Source organism: Haematobacter sp. (assembly GCF_032102465.1).
Taxonomy (GTDB): Bacteria; Pseudomonadota; Alphaproteobacteria; order Rhodobacterales; family Rhodobacteraceae; genus Haematobacter.
In genome coordinates this window covers 1-21205 of sequence record NZ_DAMDHB010000008.1, presented here as the reverse complement: position 1 = coordinate 21205, position 21205 = coordinate 1, and the positions used below count along the sequence as shown (strand labels likewise).

Genomic DNA, 21205 nt, shown 5'->3' with positions numbered 1-21205 from the left:
TCGAGACAAAGGGGCCGGTCATCACGACCGGCCCTTTTTCATTTGGTACTAGACCATCGCGGCGGCGCCTATTTCCCGCATGGCCTTTGCTGCAAGGTCGAAGGAATGCAAACGTGCAGCATGGTCATAGATCTGCCCGGTCAGCATGACTTCATCAGGGCGATACCGGTCTATCAGCCCGCTCAACTCCCGACGGATGGTTTCGGGTGATCCAGTAGCGGAGCAGGACAGCGCCTCTCCCACCGAAGCACGAACGGAAGCGGGTATCTGGCGTTCGATATCCCTGACCGGCGGGGGAAATTTACCCGGTTGGCCGGTGCGCAGGCGCGCGAATGACAAGATCATCGAACTGCGCAGATAATCCGCCTCCACGTCCGTATCGGCGGCAAATATGCCTATCGCCATCATGAAATGCGGCTTTTCCAGGTGTGGGGAGGGGCGAAAGCTGCTCCGATAGGTCTCCGCAGCCTGCGCCAGCATCGCAGGGGCGAAATGCGAGGCAAAGGCATATGGCAGCCCCAAATAGGCCGCCAGTTGAGCGCCGAAGAGGCTTGAGCCGAGAATCCACACCGGAACATGCGTTCCTTCGCCCGGCACCGCACGAATACGGGCAGACGGATCGGCCTCCCCCATGAAGCGCATGAGATCAACGACATCCTGCGGAAAGCCGTCGCCATTGTCGTGACTGCGCCGAAGGGCATGCGCGGTCGCCATGTCGGTGCCGGGCGCCCGGCCAAGACCGAGGTCAATACGCCCGGGATAGAGTTCCGCCAGCGTCCCGAACTGCTCGGCGATCACAAGCGGCGAGTGGTTGGGCAGCATGATGCCGCCTGCCCCCACACGGATGCGTTCCGTCGCTCCGGCAACGTTGCCGATGACAACGGCCGTCGCCGCAGAGGCGATACCCGGCATGCCGTGGTGTTCGGCAAGCCAGAACCGGTGGTATCCCCATTTCTCGGCATGCCGGGCAAGATCCCGACTGTTCGCAAAGGCTTGGGAGATGCTCTGCCCCTCGCAGATCGGCGCGAGGTCGAGGAGTGAATATTGCATGGTCTTCCCCTTTCCCTCCCTATGTGGGGCGAGAAAGGGAGGAATGGAACCGTGGTTCAGGCGCTGAGCGCCGCTTTGGCGTTCACCGGCATTGCTTCTTCCAGCGGATCGCGCAGCACGTAGCCCCGCCCCCATACCGTTTCGATGTAATTCTGCCCCCCTGTCGCTTCCGACAGCTTCTTGCGCAACTTGCAGATGAAGACATCGATGATCTTCAGCTCCGGTTCATCCAGGCCGCCATAGAGGTGATTGAGAAACATCTCCTTGGTCAGCGTCGTGCCCTTACGCAGGCTTAGCAGTTCGAGCATCTGGTATTCCTTGCCGGTGAGGTGCACCGGGCGGCCAGCCACTTCCACGGTTTTGGCATCCAGATTCACGCTGAGCTTGCCGGTCGGAATGACCGGTTGCGAATGCCCCTTGGACCGGCGGACGATCGCATGGATACGCGCGATAAGCTCATCCCGGTGAAATGGCTTGGTCATGTAGTCATCCGCGCCGAACCCGAAGCCCTTGATCTTCGAATCCGTGTCATCAGAACCGGAGAGAATCAGGATCGGCGTGGAGATCCGTGCCATCCGCAGCTGGCGAAGCACTTCATGACCGTTCATGTCCGGCAGGTTCAGATCCAGCAGAATCAGATCATAGTCATACAGCTTCGCGAGATCGATGCCCTCCTCCCCCATATCCGTGCAATAGACATTGAGGTTCGCGTGATTCAGCATCAGCTCGATGCTGCGCGCAGTGGTCGGATCATCCTCCACCAGCAGAATTCGCATTATCATCCCTCCGGTTGGCTTAACGCTTTCACCCTGCGGTAGAAGGGTTAATTACACGTTACCGTGGATGAATATAGATATTATTCAACCATAGGTTGTCTATACCTCTGGATCGTCGTGACTTTCAGGCCACTTTCGCCATGGGTGGCGACCGCATTCGACCACAGCTCCAGCTCCTCCTCCGAAAGCGCGTAGCGTTCCATGGCCTCCTCCCGAGACAGCAGCCCATAGGTAACTGCGCGCACTACCAGGGCCTTCCTGCTCGCAACCCAGCGCCGGGTATCGGTCGGCGGCAGGTCCGCGCGCGAGAGAATGGTGCCATCGGGAAGGGTCACGGTACGCCGTCCGCCCACTTTTTTAAGATACATGCTCGACTTCCTCTCCACCGACGTCGCTGCCGGCCTGACCATTTAGAAGTAGGGGTCTTAAGGACAGGTGAAGCGATGGGTTGTGAGTCTGTCGAATTTTCCTATATTGCTGCGCAATCCCAGAGGTCAGCCATGCCCAGAGACACTGCCGTCAACTCGCTCGGCTTTGCGAAGCCGCCTTCCGAAACGCGCGTCGTCGTCGCCATGTCCGGTGGCGTTGACAGTTCCGTGGTGGCCGCACAGCTCAAGACCGAGGGGTATGACGTGGTGGGCGTGACGCTCCAGCTATACGACCACGGTGCGGCGCTTGCGAAGAAAGGGGCCTGCTGTGCGGGCCGCGACATTCACGATGCGCGCCGCGTGGCGGAGGAAATGGGGTTCCCCCATTACGTTCTGGATTACGAGAACACCTTCCGGGAGGCCGTCATCGACGAATTCGCCGATGCCTATCTGGGTGGTGCGACGCCGGTCCCCTGCATCCGCTGCAATGAGCGGGTGAAGTTCAAGGACTTGCTGCAAACCGCGAAGGATCTCGACGCGGATTGCATGGCCACCGGCCATTATATCCAACGCAAGGTGGGTCTTCAGGGTGCGGAACTGCATCGCGCGGCGGATCCGAATCGCGATCAGTCCTATTTTCTGTTCTCCACGACGGCGGAGCAGCTCGACTACCTGCGCTTTCCGCTGGGCCACCTGGCGTCCAAGGCGGAGACCCGGGCACTTGCGGCGCGCTATGGCCTGCCGGTGGCCGACAAGCCCGACAGTCAGGACATCTGCTTCGTGCCTGACGGAAACTATGCCGCGGTGATCGAAAAGCTGCGGCCCGGTGCCGCCGATCCGGGCGAGGTGGTGGATGTTGACGGCAATGTGCTGGCTGAGCACCGTGGTGTCATCCATTACACCGTCGGGCAGCGGCGCGGGCTCGGCATCGGCGGGACGGGTGAGCCGCTTTACGTCATCAGGCTCGATCCGGACAACCGTCGCGTGATTGTCGGACCGCGCGCCGCTTTGGCGACCCGTCGGGTGCCGCTCCGCGAGATCAACTGGCTGGGCGACGCGCCCTTTACCTCGCAGGCCGAATGGCATGTGGCGGTAAAGGTCCGCTCCACCCGCCCGCCGCGCGAGGCGATTCTGCGCCCGCTTTCGGCGACAGAAGCGGAAGTGGAGCTGCTGAACGCCGAAGAGGGTGTCTCCCCCGGGCAGGCCTGTGTGTTCTATGCGCCCGAAGGCAGCCGTGTACTGGGCGGCGGCTGGATCTGGCGGGGTCGTTAGGCCCCCGTCAGCTTAGGCTTTCTGCCAGCTTAGGCCCCCGTCAGCTTGGCCCCTGCCAGCTTGGCCCCTGCCAGCAACGCGGGCGTCACGCGGAGCACGGATCGCGCGGCGCGCAGCCCGGGCGGCTCCCCGCCCCGGCCAAGACGCTCCATCGTTGTGGCCATCGCCTCTGCCTCCACCGCGCGGAGCGGCCCGCCGGAAAGCAGTTCTGCAAGCGCAGGTGCTATTTTTTCCGGGCGGCAGTTCTCGCCGATGAACTCCGGCACGGCGCGCGTATCGCTCACCAGATTGACCAGAGTCGCGGTGTCTATCTTTACCAGCCTACGGATCATCATCCATGTGAGGGCGTTGAACCGATACGCGATGACCATGGGCACATCCGCTGCCGCCAGTTCCAGCGACACTGTGCCGGAGGCGGCGAGGGCCGCGTCCGCCGCACCAAACGCCGCCCGCTTCATTTCCGGCGCGTCAGGGGGCACGATCAACGGCCTGACGGGCCAGCGCGCGGTTACCTCGGCCACAAGATCGGCGACTCCGCGGACGGTGGGCAGCACCACGCGCGGGCGGTCCGGCAACGCGGCGATCGTCTCGCCGAAAACCGGGGCAAGTCGCTCCACCTCCCCCCTCCGCGAACCGGGGAGGACAAGGAGCAGTGGCTCCTCCGGCGCGATGCCGTGGGCGAGGCGGAAGCGCAATGCCTCCTCCGGCGTGGCCTGCGGTTCGGCCACGACGGGATGCCCGACGAAATCGCAGCTCATGCCTGCGGCTTCCATGTAGGGCGGCTCGAAGGGCAGGATGGCGAGGACATGATCGATCATCCGCGCCATCCGCCTCGCCCGCCCGGGACGCCACGCCCAGACGGAGGGCGCCACGTAATGCACCGTGCGCAGTTCGGGACGAACCTCCTTCACCCCCGCAGCGACACGGAGGCAGAAATCAGGCGCATCGATGGTAATGAGAACGTCCGGCCGATGGCGGAGAACGTCGGCCACGACCTGATCCTTGCGGCGAAGAAGGTGGCGATACTTCGGCAGAACCTCCATCAGCCCCATGACGGAGAGTTCCTCCATGGGAAAGAGGCTCGCCAACCCTTCCGCCTCCATGCCGGGACCACCGACCCCAACGAATTCGATCTCGGGCACAAGGGCCTTCAGCCCCGCCATCAGAGCCGCGCCGAGCCTGTCTCCCGACGGCTCACCGGCGACGAGATAGGCTTTCACGGCTGCCGCGCCCAGAGGAACAGGCCGGCGGTATCGGCGATGGACACCATCTCCTCCCGGTCGATCAGAAGGACGCCGCCGGCCTCGAAGGCCACGCCGGCAAGCCCTGCCGCGACCGCCCGTTCCACCGTGCGCGGGCCGATGGCGGGCAGATCCATGCGCCGCTCCTGTCCGGGTTTCGGCGCCTTGTAGAGCACGCCCCGCGCGCCGCCCGGATCGGGCCGCAGGCCCTGCATCCCGGCAACCCAGTCGAGCATCGCATCGGTTCCGGGAAGCGATTCCGCCGCGAGACACAGGCCCTGCGCCACAACGGCACCCTGCCCCACATCCGCCGCTCCGATAGCACGGACGATCTCCGCCGCGCGGGCAACGTCCCGTTCATCGGCAGACGAAGGTTGCGCGGCTGTCAGGATACCCGCCTCGGGCACGAGTTCGGGCGCGATCTCATCCGCGCCGACGACGCGAAACCCATCCTCCTCAAAGATCGCCAGAACCTCGCGCAGGATGGCATCGTCCCCCCCCTGCATGGCGGCAGCCACGCGGGGTATGAGCTGCATCGTGCGGCTGTCGAACTGATCGGGTTCCAGCTTCGGACGGCGAAGCCCGCCCGCAAAGATCAGCCGGTCCACGTCGAGCTCATGCAGCCGGTCCATGAAGGGCACGAGACGCTCGAACCGGAACGGCTCCACAACCCGCCCCTCGACGCTGACACCCGGCAGGGCGGCAAGGACGAACCCCGCCTCCCGCGTCTCAAGCGTATCGGCGAGGAGCGCGGGCAGGCGACCGGTGCCCGCAATGATGGCGACCCTGCTCATCGCGGCGTCAGGAAGGAGCGGTCGGTCTGGCCGAGGATGAAATCCACCACCTGCCGCACATGATCGCTTTCCGTTTCCGCGGCGAGCTTCCGCGCCCGGTCCACGAACGCGCCTTCGCCGGAGGCAAGCACCTGATAGGCGGACCGGAGCGCGGAAATCTCCGCCCGCTCCACGCCGCGCCGCTTCAACCCGACGAGGTTCAGCCCGTCAAGCTCCCCCCGCGGGCCCTGAACCAGACCGTAGGGGATGACGTCATTTGTCACCATCGTCACCGCGCCGATGATGGCGCCCTGCCCGACCCGAACCCATTGATGCACGCCGGACAGCCCGCCGATGATGACATCGTCGCCGATATGGCAGTGCCCTGCGATGGCCACCTGATTCGCCATCACGGTGCGATGGCCGATCTCGCAATCGTGGCCGATATGCGCGCCCGTCATGAACAGGTTGTCGTCGCCGACACGCGTCACGCCGCCGCCGCCAGTGGTCCCGGTGTTCATCGTCACACCTTCGCGAATGCGATTGCGCCGACCGACGATCAGCCGCGTCCGCTCCCCGCGGAACTTCAGATCCTGCGGAATTTCTCCGATGCAGGCGAAGGGAAAAACGACGGTCTCGTCGCCGATTTCCGTCCAGCCGGTGAGAACGGCATGGCTTTTCAGCACGACGCCCCGGCCCAGGGTCACCTCCGCACCCACGGTGCAGAACGGGCCGATGTGGCAATCGGGGCCGATGACGGCGCCCTCTTCCACAAAGGCGCTCGGATGAATGATGGCGGAGGCGGCAATACTCATGCGGGCGCCCGGCTGAGGTCGATCATCGCGGTGAATTCAGCCTGCGCGGCGATTTCCCCATCGACGCGCGCGGTGCCGTCGAACTTCCAGACCTTCCCGCCGCCGCGCTTCACGACGACTTCCAGTTCCATCACATCGCCCGGGATGACCTTGCGCCGGAATTTGGCCTGCTCGACGGACATGAAGTAAACCAGAGCATTCTTGTCCAGCAGGTCCATCGTCAGGCTGACCAGCACGCAGGACGTCTGGGCCAGCGCCTCCACGATCATCACGCCGGGAAACACCGGGACGCCCGGGAAATGCCCTTGAAACACGGGCTCGCTGATCGACACGTTCCGCACGCCTACGGCGCGGCGGTTGAGCTCGATCTGCACGACCTTGTCGATGAGCAGGAAAGGATAGCGGTGCGGGATCAGCCGCTGAACCAGTTGGATATCCGCATCGGGAGCAGGCCCCTCCAGTATGGTGGGGCGGGTCTTCGGCGCGGGTGTTTTGGCCTCGGCGGCCTCGGTGTCGGGCATCGGAAACCTCCTCGGGCTGTCGGTGCCTGACTAGCAACTCCCCCCGGCGCTGACAAGCCGCGCTCAGGGCGTTCCAGGCGCACCTTCGACGGGAGGTATCGACTTCTCCTCCGCGCCGGAATCCTCCCCCAGCACCGTGTCCAGCCGGGTGATCGCGTCATCGGTAATATCGATCTGGCTTGAAGCGATGAGGACTGCCCGCACATCCAGAACCGCGACCGCCCCGCGCTCCGCGACAAGCTGCGCGAGGATCGGCACTGCCGCCTGCAGAAGGCGCTTCCTGTCCTCATCCGTCCGGCGGCCAAGATCGCGCGACTTCGCATCCTGCTCCTGCCGGATGCGGACGACCTTCTCGTCAAACGCCTGGGCGCGTTTGCGAAAATCATCCGCCGGAAGCGTCTTGCGGAGGTCGGTCAGGGCGCGCTCCTCCTCCACCAATTCGGTTTCGATCCGGCGATTCTCGGCGGCGAGCGCGCGGGACTCATCCTCCAGCGCCCGTTGCGCAGCCTTCCCGAAGGCGCTTTCGGCAAACAGCCGCTCCTGATCGACGGTCAGAAGCGGGGTGACGGCGGCAGCCGGATGTGGCACGGGCCAGACATTCGGAACCGGCGGAGCGGGCACGGCCTCCTGCCCCGCCGCGCCGCCGCCCCAGAGAGCGGCGGAAATCAGGCAGGCGATCGGTCGCGCGCGCATCTGCTGTCAGAACCGGGTGGAAACCGTGAAGTCGAAGTTCTGCTCCCGGTCGTAATCCTCCTTGACCAGCGCCTTGGAGAAGTTGAACCGCAGCGGGCCAAGCGGGCTCGTCCAGAACACGGAGAAGCCGACAGCGGACCGCCAGTGCAGGCTGTCGTCCACCTCGCAACTCGCGATCGGGCAGGAGCCGTAATAAGGGCCGCCCTGCGTATCGTCGAGGCTCCAGACCGAGCCGACATCCCAGAAAAGCCCGCCCGAGATGCCGTATTCCTGCGGCAGGCCAAGCGGGAATTCCGCCTCCAGACGGGCGACGGCGAAGATGTTCCCGCCAAGCGCGTCCTCGTTCGATACGCTGAGGTCGCGGGGGCCAAGGCCGGAGGATTCGAAGCCACGCATCTTGCCGCGCAGGAAGAAACGATCCGTCACCCGGCTGTCCTGCCCGCTGAGCATGTGGATGTTGCCGCCCTCCACCTCTGCGCGGAGCGTGACATCCTCGTTCATCACCTTCATTTCCGCACCGAGCAGCGCCGTGGTCGTGATCGCCTTCACATCGCCGCCGACGCCGAGGAAATCCTGCCCGAACTGGAAATAGACGCCGCGGTTCGGCGTCAGGCCGGTGGTGCGGTTGTCGAACTTGTAGGTATAGCCGACCGCGCTGGTGATAAGCGCGCCCTCATCCTCCTCCCGATGGAGGATCATGGAGGAGCCGGTGTTGTTGATCGTCGGATCGCCGTTCGCCGCCGGATCGCCGTAAGGCACGTTGGTCAGCTTGTCGCGCGAGAGACGGTAGCGCAGTTCCAGCCGGCCCTGCTCGCTGATCGGGAACTCGATCGACGGCACGATACCGGCACGCTGGGTGTTGTAGTGGATCCGGTTCGAGGTGGAGCCGCGGTTGTAATAGAGATTGAACCGCAGCCGCAGATCGCGGTCGAGGAAGAACGGCTCGATGAAGGTGAAGGAGGTATTGGTATCCTCCGTTCCGGAGCTGAGGTTCAGCGCGACCGTCTGCCCGCGGCCGAGGAAGTTCGACTCCGAAAGCCCGACGGAGAAGCCCGCCCCGGAATCCACCCCATAGCTCACGCCGAAGGAGAGGGAGCCGGTCGGTTGCTCAACCACGTCCACATCGACGATAACCTGCTCGGGCGTGCTGCCCGGCCGTGCGTTCGCCTGCACGTCGGAGAAATACCCGAGCGCCCGGATACGCTCCGCCGTCTGGCGGATCTCGCGCGGGTTGTAGGGATCGCCTTCCACCACCCGGAACTGCCGCCGGACCACCCGGTCGAGCGTGGTCTGGTTGCCCTCGATGTCGATCCGCTCGACGAACACGCGCGGGCCGCGGTTCACGAAGAACTCGACATTCAGGATGCCGTTCTGCGGATCGCGGGTCAGCCGCGGCTCCACCCGGACGAAGTTCATGCCCTTCTGCAGCGCGAGCCGTTCCAGCCGGGTGATGTTCGCGTCGATCTCCGTCGGGTTGTAGTAGCCGCCCGACGACATGCGCAGCGCTTCCTGAAACTCCGGCACGGAGATATCGGGGAGATCGGTGCCTACGGAGACGCGGCCCACGGTGTAGCGCGGCCCCTCACGCAAGTTGAAGTTCAGGAAGAAGGCGTTCCGGTCGCGGGAGAATTCGGATGTCGCGGAGAGAACCTGAAAATCGGCAAAGCCCCGCGAGCGGTAGAAGTCGGTCAGAAGCTGCTTGTCGAACTCCACCCGGTCTTCGACATAGCTGTCGGACGAGATGAGCCGCCGCAGCAGACCAGCCTGTTTCGTGGCCAGAACCTGCCGGAGCCGCCCTTCGGAGAACGAACGGTTTCCGCTGAAGCTGATCCGCTCGATCTCCACCACGCCGCCTTCGCGAACCTCGAACACGAGATCGACGCGGTTGTCGCTCCGCCGGATGATCTTCGGCTCGACAATCGCGGCGACGCGGCCGGCGTTACGGTAGAGGTCGGTGATCGCGGCGGCATCCTGCTCCGCCTGGCTGGGCGAGTACACATGCCGCGCCTTGGACTGCACGGCTTCGGCGATCTGCTCATCCTTGATCCGCTGGTTCCCCTCAAAGGCGATCCGGTTGATCATCGGGTATTCCGTGACCCGTACGACCAGCGTGGAACCCTGCGGCTCCAGATCGACGGATTCGAACAACCCGGAGTTCATGATCCGCTGATAGGCATCGTTCAGCTGCCCGGCGGAAACCGTCCGCCCCTGCGAAATCCCCGCATAGGTGGAGATCGTCGCCGTGTCGACATACTGGTTGCCGACCACGCGGATGGTGGAGAAGCTGTAGCTCTGCGCGTAGACCACCGGCACCATCAGCGCCGAGGCCGCAGCCGTCCCTAGAAACAGCGAAATCGCGGCGCTTCGCGCCCGGTCGCCCAAGCGATCGCGGCGCACCCCGAGGGCCCCGTTCCGTTCCGCCATGTGCAAGCCCCCGCTCTGCCCTTTTTTGTGTTTGACTTTGACTAGCCCGAAAGCGCGTCCGTGTCAAAACACTCGCGCGCCAATGCAGGCCACGCGTGGCAGAAAAGGCCCATGGATCGTGGCGCCTGCCGTCAGGGACAGAAGATGTCGTTGGTGAGCGCGAAAACCATGAGCGTCAGCAGCATCGCGAGGCCCACCGACATGAGCATTCTGAGCGCCCGATCCGAAGGCGGACGGCCCGTCACCGCCTCCCAAGCATGAAAGACCAGATGCCCGCCGTCCAGCACCGGGACAGGAAAGAGGTTCATCATGCCGACAGCGGTAGAGAGGACGGCGATGAACCAGATGAAGCTGGCGAGGCCCTGGCTCGCCGCCGCGCCGGACGTCTCGGCGATTCCGATGGGGCCGCGCAGGTTGCAGGAGCTGATCGCGCCGGTCAGCATGTGCCAGAGCTCGGAGAGGCTGGTGGAGACCACCGACCATGTCTGTTGTGCACCAAGACTCATCGCCTCGAACGGGCCGGGGTGGCGCATGTCGGGCAGGAATCCCGGGCCGCCGGTCAGGCCGATCATCCACCGCGTCTCGAACCCGCCGCCCGCCGCAGGAAGATCGGCGCTGCGCGGGGCAAGCGTGACGTCCGACACCTCGCCGTTGCGCCAGACCCCCAGCGTCATCGGCTTTCCTTCGGAGGCGCCGGCCGCTTCACGAAGCTGCCGGAAGGCATTGATCTGCATGCCGTTCACCGAAACGATCACGTCGCCCGGCTGCAATCCTGCAGCATCGGCGGCGGATTGCGGCTGCACCCCGTCCACCACGGGCGGAAAGGGAAACGGCCCCTGCACCGTCGTCTCCTCGCCCCCGCGACGGACGAGGTAGGCCACCCGTTCCGCAGGTTGCAGCAAGTCCGCGGCCAGCACGAAGGCCGAGGTATCCGGCGTCCGAACGCCCCCCACCGAGAGGATAACGTCGCCCTCGCGGATCTGCTGGCTTGGCCCCGGCAGGTTGCGCAGCTGGCCCACGACCGGCTGCTCCGCCGCGATGCCCTGGATCATGAAGAACCCGGCGAAGATCGCGATGGAGAGCACGAAGTTGAACACCGGCCCGGCAGCGACCGTCATCGCCCGTGCCCAGAGCGGGGCACCATGCATCGTGGCCCGGCGTTCCTGAGAACTCAACCCGGCGAGAGCGGCTTGATCCACCCCGGCGGAAGCGGCGTCGGCATCACCGCGAAACTTCACGTAGCCGCCGAGCGGCAGCGCCGCGACTTGCCAGCGTGTGCCGTGCCTGTCCACGCGGGAAAACAGCACAGGACCGAATCCCAGCGAAAACACGTCCGCCTTGATCCCCGTCCAGCGACCGACGATGTAATGGCCGTATTCATGCACGGCGACGATGATCGACAGCGCCACGACGAAGGCGATGATCGTCGCCGCGAAGCTCCCGAAGGAGGGGATCAGTCCGATAGTCTCCAAGCCTCAAGCTCCCGTCGTGGTCAGGCCGCGCATCGCCGCGATCTCTCCCGCCGTGCGGCGCGCGAGATCGTCCATCGCCAGAACGGCGTCCAGATCGTCGGCGGGCCGCCCGAAGTCCGGCCGAGCGGCGAGGCGCGTCAGACTTTCCTCCACCACGCCCGCCATGTCGAGAAAACCGATCCGCCCCGCGATGAAATGATCGAGAGCGGTTTCCTTGGCCGCCGTGAACACCGCGCCCGCAAGGCCGCCCGCCCCCATCACTTCGCGTGCGAGACGGAGCGCGGGGAAGCGGACCTCATCCGGCGCCTCGAAGTCCAGCCGCCCGAGCCGTGCCAGATCGAGCCGCTCCACCGGCAGCGGTCGCCGCTCCGGCCAGTGCAGCGCATGGCCGATGGCATGGCGCATGTCGGGCGCGCCGAGATGCGCCATAAGCGCACCGTCGATGAAACCGACCAATGCGTGCACGGCGGATTGCGGGTGAACCAGAACCTCGATCTGCGCGGGAGAAAATCCAAAGAACTCGCGGGTTTCAATGATTTCCATCGCCTTGTTGAAAAGCGATGCGCTGTCGATCGTTATGCGTTGTCCCATGTCCCAGTTGGGATGGCGGCCGGCCTCCGCAGGGGTGGCGCGGGCGAGCGCCTCATGGCTCCAGGTTCGGAATGGCCCGCCAGAGGCGGTGATGACGACCCGCTCCACCGTCGCGGGGTCCTCACCGCGGAGCGCCTGAAAGATCGCGGAATGCTCGCTGTCCACCGGCAGGACAGTCGCTCCGTGCCGCGCTGCTTTGCCCAGCAACAGCGGACCGGCGGAAACGAGGCTCTCCTTGTTCGCCAGCGCCAGCACCCTGCCCTGCCCGAGGGCACGCATCCCCGGCGCCAGCCCCGCGGCTCCGACAATGGCCGACATCACCCAGTCTGCGGGGCGATCCGCCGCCTCCAGCAGCGCAGCGCTTCCCGCCGCAGCCTCAATGCCCGAGCCGTCCAGCGCGGCCCGGAGATCGGGAAGGCACTCCTCGAAGGCAGTCACCGCAAGCTCGGCGCGCAGGGCGCGGGCCTGTTCGGCCAGCCGTGCGACGTTCCGCCCGCCGGTCAGGGCCACCACCTGCACATCCTGTTCCCGCGACAGCAGATCGAGCGTGCTCTCCCCGATCGACCCGGTCGAGCCAAAGACCGTGACGCGCCGCATTCAGAGGCCCCAGACGATCAGGTTGAAGTCCGCCAGCCGCTCCACCAGCATGAGGAATACCGAGGCGCCGAGCATGGCGTCGAACCGGTCCATGACCCCGCCGTGGCCGGGGATGATGTTGGAGGCATCCTTCACCCCCATCCGCCGCTTGACCGCGCTTTCCGCGACATCGCCAAGCTGGGAGGCCATTGAGATCGCAATGGAAACGCCAACCAGCTCCCACCGCGCGCCGGTTGCCAGCACGTAGATCGCACCTATTCCCGCAGCGGCGGCCCAGCCCGCGAGCGTACCGGACCATGTCTTTTTCGGGCTGACCTTCGGCCAGAACTTCGGCCCACCGATGATGCGACCGGCAAAGTAGCCGAAGACATCCGTTCCCACGACCACCAGCACGAGCCATGACATCCAGACGAAGCCGTAATCCTGCCGGAGATGCAGAAGCCCGAAACCGGCGACGATCATGAAGGAGGAATAGACCGCGAAGATCGTCCGGTTCCGCGGCAGGTTCCCGATGCCGAGCATCGCGGGAAGCAGCGCAAAGGGCAGTACGAAACCGATCGGCAGCACCCCCCACAGGAACACCGCGAGCGCGGCGAGCAGGGCCAGCAGAACGCCGACCGGCGTGGTTTCGGGAAGCGTGCAGATGCGCTGCAGCTCCCAGACCATCAGGCCGATCAGCACCGTCACGAGTATCAGGAACACCCAGCCGCCGACCCACATGGCGATCAGCCCGATGAGGGCGAGAACCGCACCCGAGATGAACCGGGGCGCGAGATCCTGGAACTGCGCCGCCATCAGACCGCCTGCGCGCCGAACCGCCGCTCACGCAGCGAATAGCGGTCAAGGATGCAGCCCAGCTCCTGCGGTGTGAAGTCGGGCCAGAGCGTGGGGGTGAACTCGTATTCGGCATAGGCCGCCTGCCAGAGCAGGAAATTGGAAACCCGCGTCTCCCCGCTGGTGCGGATGACAAGGTCCGGCTCGGGAAGGAAAGCCGTGTCCAGCTCCCCCTCAAGGGTGGCTTCCGTGACATCCTCCGCCCGGATTTCGCCGCGGGCGACCTTCTCCGCCACCTTCCGCGTGGCACGGGCCAGCTCGTTGCGGCCGCCGTAGTTGATCGCGACGGTCAGGTGGAGCCGGTCATTGGTCGAGGTATGTTCCTCGATCCGGGCCATGAGCCGCTGAAGCCGCCTGTCCAGCCGCGAGCGGTCGCCGATGAACCGCAGGCGCACACCGCCCGCGTTCATGCGCTCGGCCTCGTTCTCGATATAGCGGGAGAAGATGGACATAAGGCCCAGCACCTCCTCCGTGGATCGTTTCCAGTTCTCCGTGGAGAAGGCATAGACGGTGAGGTAACGGATGCCGAGATCGGGACAGGCTGCCACGATCTCCTTCACTCGCTCTGCGCCGCGGCGGTGCCCCATAAGCCGGGGCCAGCCCTTGCGCACGGCCCATCGGCCGTTGCCATCCATGATGATCGCCACGTGAAGCGCGTCTGTGCTGGGTCTTTCCGCCACGATCCTGTCCCCGGAATGGCTCGGCATTGGCCTTCTCAGATCGATCAGACCTGCATGATCTCTTGCTGCTTGCTCTCCAGAGCCTTGTCCACCGCGGCAATGGACTTGTCGGTCAGGTCCTGCACCTCGTCCGACCACATCTTCTGGTCGTCCTCGGACATGCCCTTGGCCTTCTTGATCTGGTCCATGCCGTCCCGGCGAACGTTGCGGATCGCGACGCGCGCATGTTCGGCATATTGCGCGGCGACGCGGGTCAGATCGCGGCGGCGCTCTTCGTTCAGTTCGGGGATCGGCAGCCGGATGATCGTGCCGTCCACAACCGGATTGATACCCAGACCGGAATCGCGGATCGCCCGCTCCACCTTGGAGACGAGACCCTTGTCCCAGACGTTGATCGTGATCATGCGCGGCTCCGGCACGTTGACGGTGCCAAGCTGGTTGACCGGCGTCATCGATCCGTAGGCATCGACCTGGATCGGTTCCACGATGGTGGCCGAGGCCCGCCCGGTGCGAAGAGAGGCGAATTCGGTGCGCAGCGAGGCCATGGCGCCATCCATGCGCCGCTCCAGATCCGCAAGATCGATTTCGGTGATGTCATCCGCCATGATAAGTTGGTCTCCAGTTCCGTGCCGCGCCGCTCAAGACGCAGCCATTTTGGCCCGGTATAGCGATAACGAGGCGAATTGCACAGAGAAGATCGCGGAGAAGATTGCCGCGGCGGACGCGGCGGGAATACCGCGCCACCACACCATCGGCGGCGTCGTCAGCCGTGTACCAGCGTGGACCGCCCCTCGCCCCGGAGAATGCCGACGAAACCGCCCGGCTCGTCCAGCGAGAACACGATGATCGGCAGGTCATTGTCGCGGGCAAGAGCAAGCGCAGAGGCATCCATGACCTTCAGATTCTTGATGAGCGCTTCGTCGTAGGTAATTGTATCATAACGCTTTGCATCATCAAACTTCTTCGGATCCTTGTCGTAGATACCGTCCACCTTCGTTCCCTTGAAGATCGCCTCGCAGCTCATCTCCACGGCGCGGAGAGCGCCTGCCGTATCCGTCGTGAAGAACGGGTTGCCGGTGCCTGCGGCGAAGATGCAGACGCGCTTCTTCTCCAGATGTCGGACGGCGCGGCGGCGGATATAGGGCTCGCAGACCTGATCCATCGGAATGGCGGAGATGACACGGGTGTGGATGTGGAGCGCCTCCAGCGCGGCCTGCATGGCGAGCGCGTTCATCACCGTGGCGAGCATACCCATGTAATCCGCCGTCGTCCGCTCCATGCCCTGGGCGGAACCCTGGAGGCCGCGGAAGATATTGCCCCCGCCGATGACCATGCATATCTCGACACCGAGATCATGGACGGTCTTCACCTCTGCGGCGATCCGCGCGACCGTCGGAGGGTGAAGCCCATATCCCTGATCGCCCATCAGGGCCTCGCCGGAGATCTTGAGCAGGACGCGCTTGTACTTGACCTGTGACGACGGGTTCGGCGCATCGCTCATGCGGCGGTTCCTTTCGACTTCTACTATTCCCCGAGTGGGGAAAATGTCTCAAAAACCCGGAAGGTTCAACGCAGAAGCGCATCGGCAGGCAAAAACCCCTCATTTCTGACAAATCGGATGAATAGTTACCTACAATACTCTGATCTAATTGACGACAGGCCGATCCTTATTGCCGGGTGCACGGCCTCGGGCAAGTCAGCGCTGGCGATTGAGTTGGTACAGCGCTTCGGCGGCGTCATCGTCAATGCCGATGCCTTGCAGGTTTATGCCAACTGGCGTGTCCTCACGGCGCGTCCGAGCGAGGCGGAGAAGGCCGGGATTCCCCACCTTCTATACGGCCATGTCGCTCGCGAGGCGGACTATTCGGTGGGTCACTGGCTGCGGGATGTGGCGCCTCTGCTGCGGGGCAGTGCCCGCCCGATCATCGTCGGCGGCACCGGATTGTATCTCACCGCGCTGACGGAAGGGCTCGCCGAAATTCCCCCGACCCCCGGCGCGGTTCGGGAGGAGGCAGACGGCCTGTCGCTGGAGCGGCTGATCGGGCAGCTAGACCCGGAAACCGCGGCGAAGATCGACCTGCGCAATCGGGCCAGGGTGCAGCGGGCCTGGGAGGTTCTGCGCGCCACGGGGCGCGGCATCGCCGCATGGCAGGCGGAAACCGGCCCGCCTCTCCTTCCGCGCGGGGCGGCAACTCTGCTCCATCTCGATGCGGAGCGGGACTGGCTGGCCGAGCGGATCGACAGGCGCTTCGACCGCATGATCGACGCAGGCGCGCTGGAGGAGGTGCGGGCGGAGCTTCCGCATTGGGATCCGGCGCGCCCCTCCTCCCGCGCGATCGGCGCGCCCGAACTGCTGGCCCATCTCAATGGAGAAATGTCCCTCGACGCGGCGATGGAACTGGCCAAGGCCGCGACCCGCCAATATGCGAAGCGGCAGCGGACCTGGTTCCGACGTCGAATGGGCGGGTGGCACCGCCTCCCGCAACCGTAGCGGCGGCGCAACGCAGGACAACCTTGACGACAGTAGCGCGCGAAGCCGCTTTGTAAGATGCGCGGGCTCAGTAAGATCGGTGGCACAGAAGGAGCGCCGATGAACAGTCTGCCCGTGCTTCCCACTCTCCGCGTCGCCCCCATCTCCCGCATCGTGCAGGCGGGCAAGTGGCATACGGAGGCGCGACGGTCATGGGGAGAGCCGGTGCTCTACTGGTTCACCCGCGGTCAGGGGCGTTTGTCGGCAGGCGGAGAGATTCGCGGCTACGGGCCTCATAACGCGATCTTTTTGCCTGCGGAGACCATGCACGGTTTTGAAGCGCACCCCCAGGTTTTCGGCTCCGCGGTCTTCTTCGGACGCAGCCACGGCCTCCCGCTGCCCTTCGAGCCGCTGCATATCCGCGCACGCGAAACACCCGTACAGCTTGAGCTGAACCAGCTCATCGATCACCTCGCCCGCGAACTGGATGGTCTGCGCCCCGGCCGGGAGCAGGCGGCGCAGTGCTGGCTCGGCCTGATCTGCGTCTGGATGGAGCGACAGGCGCTCCGCCGGGGGGAGAGCGGCGACGACCCGGAGAAGCAGCTCGTGGCGCGCTACGTGCAACTTCTGGACCGCATGCCTTATGCCCCGCGCGACGTGGTGGATTTTGCGCATGATCTCGGCGTGACGCCGGGTCATCTGTCGCGGGCCTGCTACGCGGCGGCGGGGCGATCCGCGCATACGCTGCTGCAGGACAGGCTGATCGTGGAGGCGCGCCGATTGCTTGCCGAACAGCATTTGCCGGTCGTAGAAGTCGCGCGGGCGCTCGGCTTCAGTTCCCCCGCCTACTTCACCCGCGCCTTTCACCAGCGCACAGGAAAATCCCCGGCGTCCTTCCGCCGGAATGGCTGACAACGATGACAGACGATCTGCTTATCCGCCCGTCGGTGGAAGACGACCTTTGCGCGATCCAGCGCATCTATGCCCACCATGTCCTGCATGGCGTCGCGAGCTTTGAGGAAACACCCCCGGACCTGCCTGAGATGGCCCGGCGGCGGGAGAGCGTCCTGACGCTCGGCCTGCCGCATCTGGTGGCGGAAGGGGCAGACGGTGTGCTGGGCTACGCCTATGCCGGAACTTACCGGCCCCGCCCCGCCTATCGCTACACGGTTGAGGATTCGATCTATGTCGCGCCGGATCTGGCGGGGCGGGGCGTTGGCAGCGCCCTGCTTTCCCGCCTCATCGCGGATTGCGCAAAGGGCCCGTGGCGGCAGATGATCGCGGTCATCGGCGACAGCGGCAACGCAGGGTCCATCGCGCTGCACCGGCGATTCGGCTTTACCCTCACGGGGACCTTTCGCTCCATCGGGTTCAAGCACGGTCGCTGGCTCGACTCCGTGCTGATGCAGCGGGCGCTGGGGTCGGGCGATCAGACGCCGCCAGGCTGAGCGGTCATTCCAGGCGCAGTATCTCGGCTGGGTCGAAATTCGGCCCCGCCTCCCATTCCGCGCCCTGCGGCGTGTCGCGAACGATGAGCCCGGCCCGCTGAAACCCGTCGCGCAGCGCATCGGCGCGGGCGAAATCCCGCGCCTTCCGCGCCGCAGCCCGCTCCAGAAGCAGCGCATCAATCCGCGCCGCGACCTGTGGAGCGACCTCCCGCTGCGTCCAGTCGTGCTCATCGTCGAGCAGACCCAGCAGCGCGGCCGAAGCCTTCAGCCCCGCCGCATCCCCGGAATTCGCCAATCCGTGGAGAACCGCGATCGCACCCGCCGTGTTCAGATCGTCGCCAAGCGCGGCCAGAAGGTCCGGCGCCGGCTCCGCCGCAGGGGACACCCCCCGTGTCAGCGCACGCCAACGCGCCAGCGTCGCCCGCGCCTGCTCCGCCTTCTCCGCGGTCCAGTCCATCGGTTTACCGTAATGGGTTCCGAGATAGACGAAACGGATCACCTCGCCCGGCCAACCCTGTTCCAGAAGGTCGCGCACGGTGAAGAAGTTGCCGAGGGATTTCGACATCTTCTTCCCTTCCACCTGAAGCATCTCGTTATGCAGCCAGTAGCGCGCGAAACTGCCCTCCGGATGGGCGCAGCAGCTCTGCGCGATCTCGTTCTCATGATGCGGAAACTGCAGGTCGATCCCGCCGCCATGAATGTCGAAACTCGGCCCCAGCAGCTCAAAGCTCATCGCGGAGCATTCGATGTGCCATCCGGGACGGCCCCGGCCCCAGGGGCTGTCCCAACCGGGCAGATCCGGCGTCGAGGGCTTCCAGAGCACGAAATCCATCGGATCGCGTTTGTAGGGCGCCACTTCCACGCGCGCCCCGGCGATCATGTCATCCACCGACCGGCCCGAAAGCCGCCCATAATCGGCAAAGCTCCGCACGTCGAACAGCACATGGCCCTCCGCTTCATAGGCGTGTCCACGTGCGATGAGCGAGGCGATCATGGCGATCATGGAGCCGATATGCTCCGTTGCGCGCGGCTCCGCCGTCGGGCGGAGCGCGCCGAGTGCGTCCATGTCGGCATGATACCAGGCGATCGTCTCTTCGGTGATGCGCCCGATCGGGACACCTTCCGCCTGAGCACGCGCGTTGATCTTGTCATCCACATCGGTGAAGTTGCGGACGTAGGTCACGTGGTCCGGCCCATAAACATGCCGCAGCAGCCGGAAGAGCGTGTCGAACACCACGACGGGGCGGCCATTGCCCAGATGGGCGCGGTCATAGACGGTCGGTCCGCAGACATACATCCGCACATCTTCGGGATCGAGCGGCGCGAAAACCTCGCGCCGCCGGGTCAGCGTGTTGTGCAGTGAAATCTCGACCATCATATCCTCCGGCGCCGCGCGCAGTTAGCCGGATTTCACCGTCGATGCAAACCGGCCACCGATATGGCGCAGCGCTCGGAAGTCGGACTGCCGGAAGCTCTCAGGCCACCGGTTCCAGTTCTGCCTCCGTCACGGGCCGGCGACCGACCTCCGCGCTCACCGCTTCGGTCAGCTGGGCGAGGGAGAACGGCTTCGGCAGGAAAGTAGAATTCGGCATCCGGGCGCGGATTTCGCCAAACGACTCCTCCGCATAGCCGGAGACGAAGATCACCCGCATGTCGGGTCGCTGATGCATGGCCCTGGCGACCCAGGTGGGCCCGTCGATGCCGGGCATGATGACATCGCTCACAATCACGTCGATGCGCAAATCGGGCTCCGACGTCAGGGCAAGGGCGGCGTCCCCGCTGTCCGCCTCGAGCACGGTAAACCCCTTCAGCCGAAGCGCACGGGCGGCGAAGGCGCGTACGGGCGCCTCATCCTCCACCAGCAGCACCACGCCGCCTGCCTGGGTCGGGGGGAGTTTCGGAGGCGCCGGCTTTGGCTCCGCGCGCAGAGCGGCGATATGAACGGGAAAATAGAGGGTGAATGTCGTGCCTTCGCCCAGAACCGAATCCACGAAGATGAAGGCGCCCGACTGTTTCACGATGCCGTAAACGGTGGAAAGGCCGAGACCCGTCCCCTCTCCGGGCCGCTTCGTGGTAAAGAATGGCTCGAAGATCTTGGTGAGCATGTCGGGCGGGATACCGCTTCCCTCATCGCGCACGCGGATCACGGAATAATCGCCAGCCGGAACGCTCGCCCGGTCCCGCGACAGCGGCGCGTTCAACCGCAGTGCTTCCGTTTCCACCCAGATGTTGCCGGAACCACCGATCGCGTCACGGGCATTGACGACGAGGTTCATCATCACCTGCTCAAGCTGCCGCCTGTCGGCACGCACAAGGCGGAGCGCATCGTCATTGCGGAAGATCACCCGCACCCGCTCCCCCACCAGCCGGTTCAGCAGATGCATGGCGTCGGCCAGCACGGCGCGCAGATCCAGCACCTCGGCCTGAAGCGTCTGCTTGCGCGAATAGGCGAGCAGCTGCCGTACGAGCCCCGCCGCACGATCGGCATTCTGCCTGATCTGCTCCAGATCGGCGAACTCCGGGTCACCGGGCCGGTGACGGAGCAGGAGGAGATCGCAATGGCCGGAAATCGCGGTCAGCAGGTTGTTGAAATCATGCGCCACACCACCGGCGAGCTGGCCTATCGCCTGCATCTTCTGGCTCTGGATGAACTGCGACTGGAGGTTCTGATGCTCGGTGGCGTCGTTCAGCACGGCGATAAGCCGCATGCGGCCGCCGTTCCGCACGCGGCGCAGGACGATCTGTACGTAGAACTCGCGACCGGCCCGGGAGGCACGCAGGATCTCCGGCTTGTTGAGTGTCCGCCCTGCCATCGCATCGGCAATCCAGTCGCTCACAGGGCGGCCAAGCCCTTCCACGAGGTCGTGCAGCAGGGCCTCCCCCTCCGGTGGGCAGAGGATTTCCCGAGCGGCGCGGTTGGCAGAGAGCACCCTTCCGTCAGGCGCGAGCTCCAGCAACGCGACCGGCAGATCCTCGGCAGAACCGCTGGCGTTGCAGGCAGGCTCCTCCATGGGCAGCAGCAAGACCCGGCGATCCCCCGTGGAGGGCAGGTCGTGAACCAGAACGGCAAGCGGCCCCTTCGCCGTGATGAGTCGCGTTTCCTCTCCATTGCGGGGCGGTGTCGCGTGCAGATTCCGAGGTTATCCGGCCAGGCATTCCGATTTGAAGCCGGCCACCATT

Annotated in this window: 21 protein-coding genes; 4 read left to right on the top strand and 17 right to left on the bottom strand. The window is 65.1% G+C overall.

Annotated elements, in window-relative coordinates; translation table 11 throughout:
- Positions 1-48: 48 nt before the first annotated feature.
- From RT513_RS07390 to RT513_RS07380, 3 genes are all read right to left on the bottom strand, one after another.
- Positions 49-1050, bottom strand: a complete 1002-nt coding sequence (locus tag RT513_RS07390) for an LLM class flavin-dependent oxidoreductase (protein ID WP_290691088.1) — start codon at positions 1048-1050, stop codon at positions 49-51.
- A 56-nt stretch (positions 1051-1106) separates the two neighbouring features.
- The gene (gene ctrA / locus RT513_RS07385) at positions 1107-1826 is read right to left on the bottom strand and encodes a response regulator transcription factor CtrA (RefSeq protein ID WP_290691090.1); all 720 of its coding nucleotides are present in this window, start codon (positions 1824-1826) and stop codon (positions 1107-1109) included.
- Positions 1827-1906: 80 nt separating this feature from the next.
- Complete coding sequence (locus tag RT513_RS07380; RefSeq protein ID WP_088214856.1) at positions 1907-2194, bottom strand: DUF1153 domain-containing protein; 288 nt, start codon at positions 2192-2194, stop codon at positions 1907-1909.
- A gap of 132 nt (positions 2195-2326) precedes the next feature.
- Between RT513_RS07380 and mnmA the strand changes: the two genes are divergently transcribed.
- Entirely contained in the window at positions 2327-3466 is a 1140-nt protein-coding gene (gene mnmA, locus RT513_RS07375) for a tRNA 2-thiouridine(34) synthase MnmA (protein ID WP_290691094.1), read from the top strand.
- Positions 3467-3495: 29 nt separating this feature from the next.
- On the opposite strand, the gene lpxB is transcribed toward mnmA, so the two are convergent.
- The 12 genes from lpxB to pyrH all read right to left on the bottom strand — a co-directional run bounded on the left by lpxB (position 3496) and on the right by pyrH (position 15608).
- Positions 3496-4686: a lipid-A-disaccharide synthase gene (lpxB, locus tag RT513_RS07370; RefSeq protein ID WP_290691096.1), complete on the bottom strand. Its 1191-nt coding sequence runs from the start codon at positions 4684-4686 to the stop codon at positions 3496-3498.
- Complete coding sequence (locus tag RT513_RS07365; protein WP_290691098.1) at positions 4683-5501, bottom strand: LpxI family protein; 819 nt, start codon at positions 5499-5501, stop codon at positions 4683-4685. Before RT513_RS07365 ends, lpxB begins: the two co-directional genes overlap by 4 nt.
- Positions 5498-6295, bottom strand: a complete 798-nt coding sequence (lpxA, locus tag RT513_RS07360) for an acyl-ACP--UDP-N-acetylglucosamine O-acyltransferase (protein ID WP_088214852.1) — start codon at positions 6293-6295, stop codon at positions 5498-5500. The genes RT513_RS07365 and lpxA overlap by 4 nt, the downstream gene beginning before the upstream one ends.
- Positions 6292-6816 carry a 3-hydroxyacyl-ACP dehydratase FabZ gene (fabZ, locus tag RT513_RS07355; RefSeq protein WP_084695201.1) on the bottom strand — a complete coding sequence of 175 codons (525 nt, stop codon included), beginning with the start codon at positions 6814-6816 and terminating at the stop codon, positions 6292-6294. The genes lpxA and fabZ overlap by 4 nt, the downstream gene beginning before the upstream one ends.
- Before the next feature lie 63 nt (positions 6817-6879).
- Positions 6880-7509 carry an OmpH family outer membrane protein gene (locus RT513_RS07350; RefSeq protein ID WP_290691107.1) on the bottom strand — a complete coding sequence of 210 codons (630 nt, stop codon included), beginning with the start codon at positions 7507-7509 and terminating at the stop codon, positions 6880-6882.
- Between the two features lie 6 nt (positions 7510-7515).
- Entirely contained in the window at positions 7516-9933 is a 2418-nt protein-coding gene (gene bamA, locus RT513_RS07345; protein ID WP_290691110.1) for an outer membrane protein assembly factor BamA, read from the bottom strand.
- Between the two features lie 131 nt (positions 9934-10064).
- Entirely contained in the window at positions 10065-11405 is a 1341-nt protein-coding gene (gene rseP / locus RT513_RS07340; RefSeq protein WP_290691113.1) for an RIP metalloprotease RseP, read from the bottom strand.
- 3 nt (positions 11406-11408) lie between these two features.
- Positions 11409-12593, bottom strand: coding sequence for a 1-deoxy-D-xylulose-5-phosphate reductoisomerase (gene dxr, locus RT513_RS07335; RefSeq protein WP_290691115.1), 1185 nt, complete (start codon positions 12591-12593; stop codon positions 11409-11411).
- Positions 12594-13388: a phosphatidate cytidylyltransferase gene (locus RT513_RS07330; protein ID WP_290691118.1), complete on the bottom strand. Its 795-nt coding sequence runs from the start codon at positions 13386-13388 to the stop codon at positions 12594-12596.
- On the bottom strand, positions 13388-14134 hold the full coding sequence (uppS, locus tag RT513_RS07325; RefSeq protein WP_088214846.1) for a polyprenyl diphosphate synthase: 747 nt from the start codon (positions 14132-14134) through the stop codon (positions 13388-13390). The genes RT513_RS07330 and uppS overlap by 1 nt, the downstream gene beginning before the upstream one ends.
- Before the next feature lie 17 nt (positions 14135-14151).
- The gene (gene frr / locus RT513_RS07320) at positions 14152-14712 is read right to left on the bottom strand and encodes a ribosome recycling factor (RefSeq protein ID WP_035712864.1); all 561 of its coding nucleotides are present in this window, start codon (positions 14710-14712) and stop codon (positions 14152-14154) included.
- A 158-nt stretch (positions 14713-14870) separates the two neighbouring features.
- A complete protein-coding gene (gene pyrH, locus RT513_RS07315; protein ID WP_088214845.1) occupies positions 14871-15608 on the bottom strand; it encodes a UMP kinase in 738 nt (245 codons plus the stop codon).
- Between the two features lie 117 nt (positions 15609-15725).
- Here pyrH and miaA point away from each other — a divergent pair, with 117 nt between their 5' ends.
- From miaA to RT513_RS07300, 3 genes are all read left to right on the top strand, one after another.
- On the top strand, positions 15726-16598 hold the full coding sequence (miaA, locus tag RT513_RS07310) for a tRNA (adenosine(37)-N6)-dimethylallyltransferase MiaA (RefSeq protein ID WP_290691123.1): 873 nt from the start codon (positions 15726-15728) through the stop codon (positions 16596-16598).
- 99 nt (positions 16599-16697) lie between these two features.
- Positions 16698-17489, top strand: a complete 792-nt coding sequence (locus RT513_RS07305) for a helix-turn-helix transcriptional regulator (protein WP_290691125.1) — start codon at positions 16698-16700, stop codon at positions 17487-17489.
- 5 nt (positions 17490-17494) lie between these two features.
- On the top strand, positions 17495-18025 hold the full coding sequence (locus tag RT513_RS07300) for a GNAT family N-acetyltransferase (protein WP_290691128.1): 531 nt from the start codon (positions 17495-17497) through the stop codon (positions 18023-18025).
- A gap of 4 nt (positions 18026-18029) precedes the next feature.
- On the opposite strand, the gene cysS is transcribed toward RT513_RS07300, so the two are convergent.
- Both cysS and RT513_RS07290 read right to left on the bottom strand, forming a co-directional pair.
- A complete protein-coding gene (cysS, locus tag RT513_RS07295) occupies positions 18030-19400 on the bottom strand; it encodes a cysteine--tRNA ligase (RefSeq protein WP_290691131.1) in 1371 nt (456 codons plus the stop codon).
- A 100-nt stretch (positions 19401-19500) separates the two neighbouring features.
- Positions 19501-21036 (bottom strand): ATP-binding protein, encoded by a 1536-nt coding sequence (locus RT513_RS07290; protein WP_409518404.1) that lies wholly within the window; start codon positions 21034-21036, stop codon positions 19501-19503.
- Between the last annotated feature and the right edge of the window lie 169 nt (positions 21037-21205).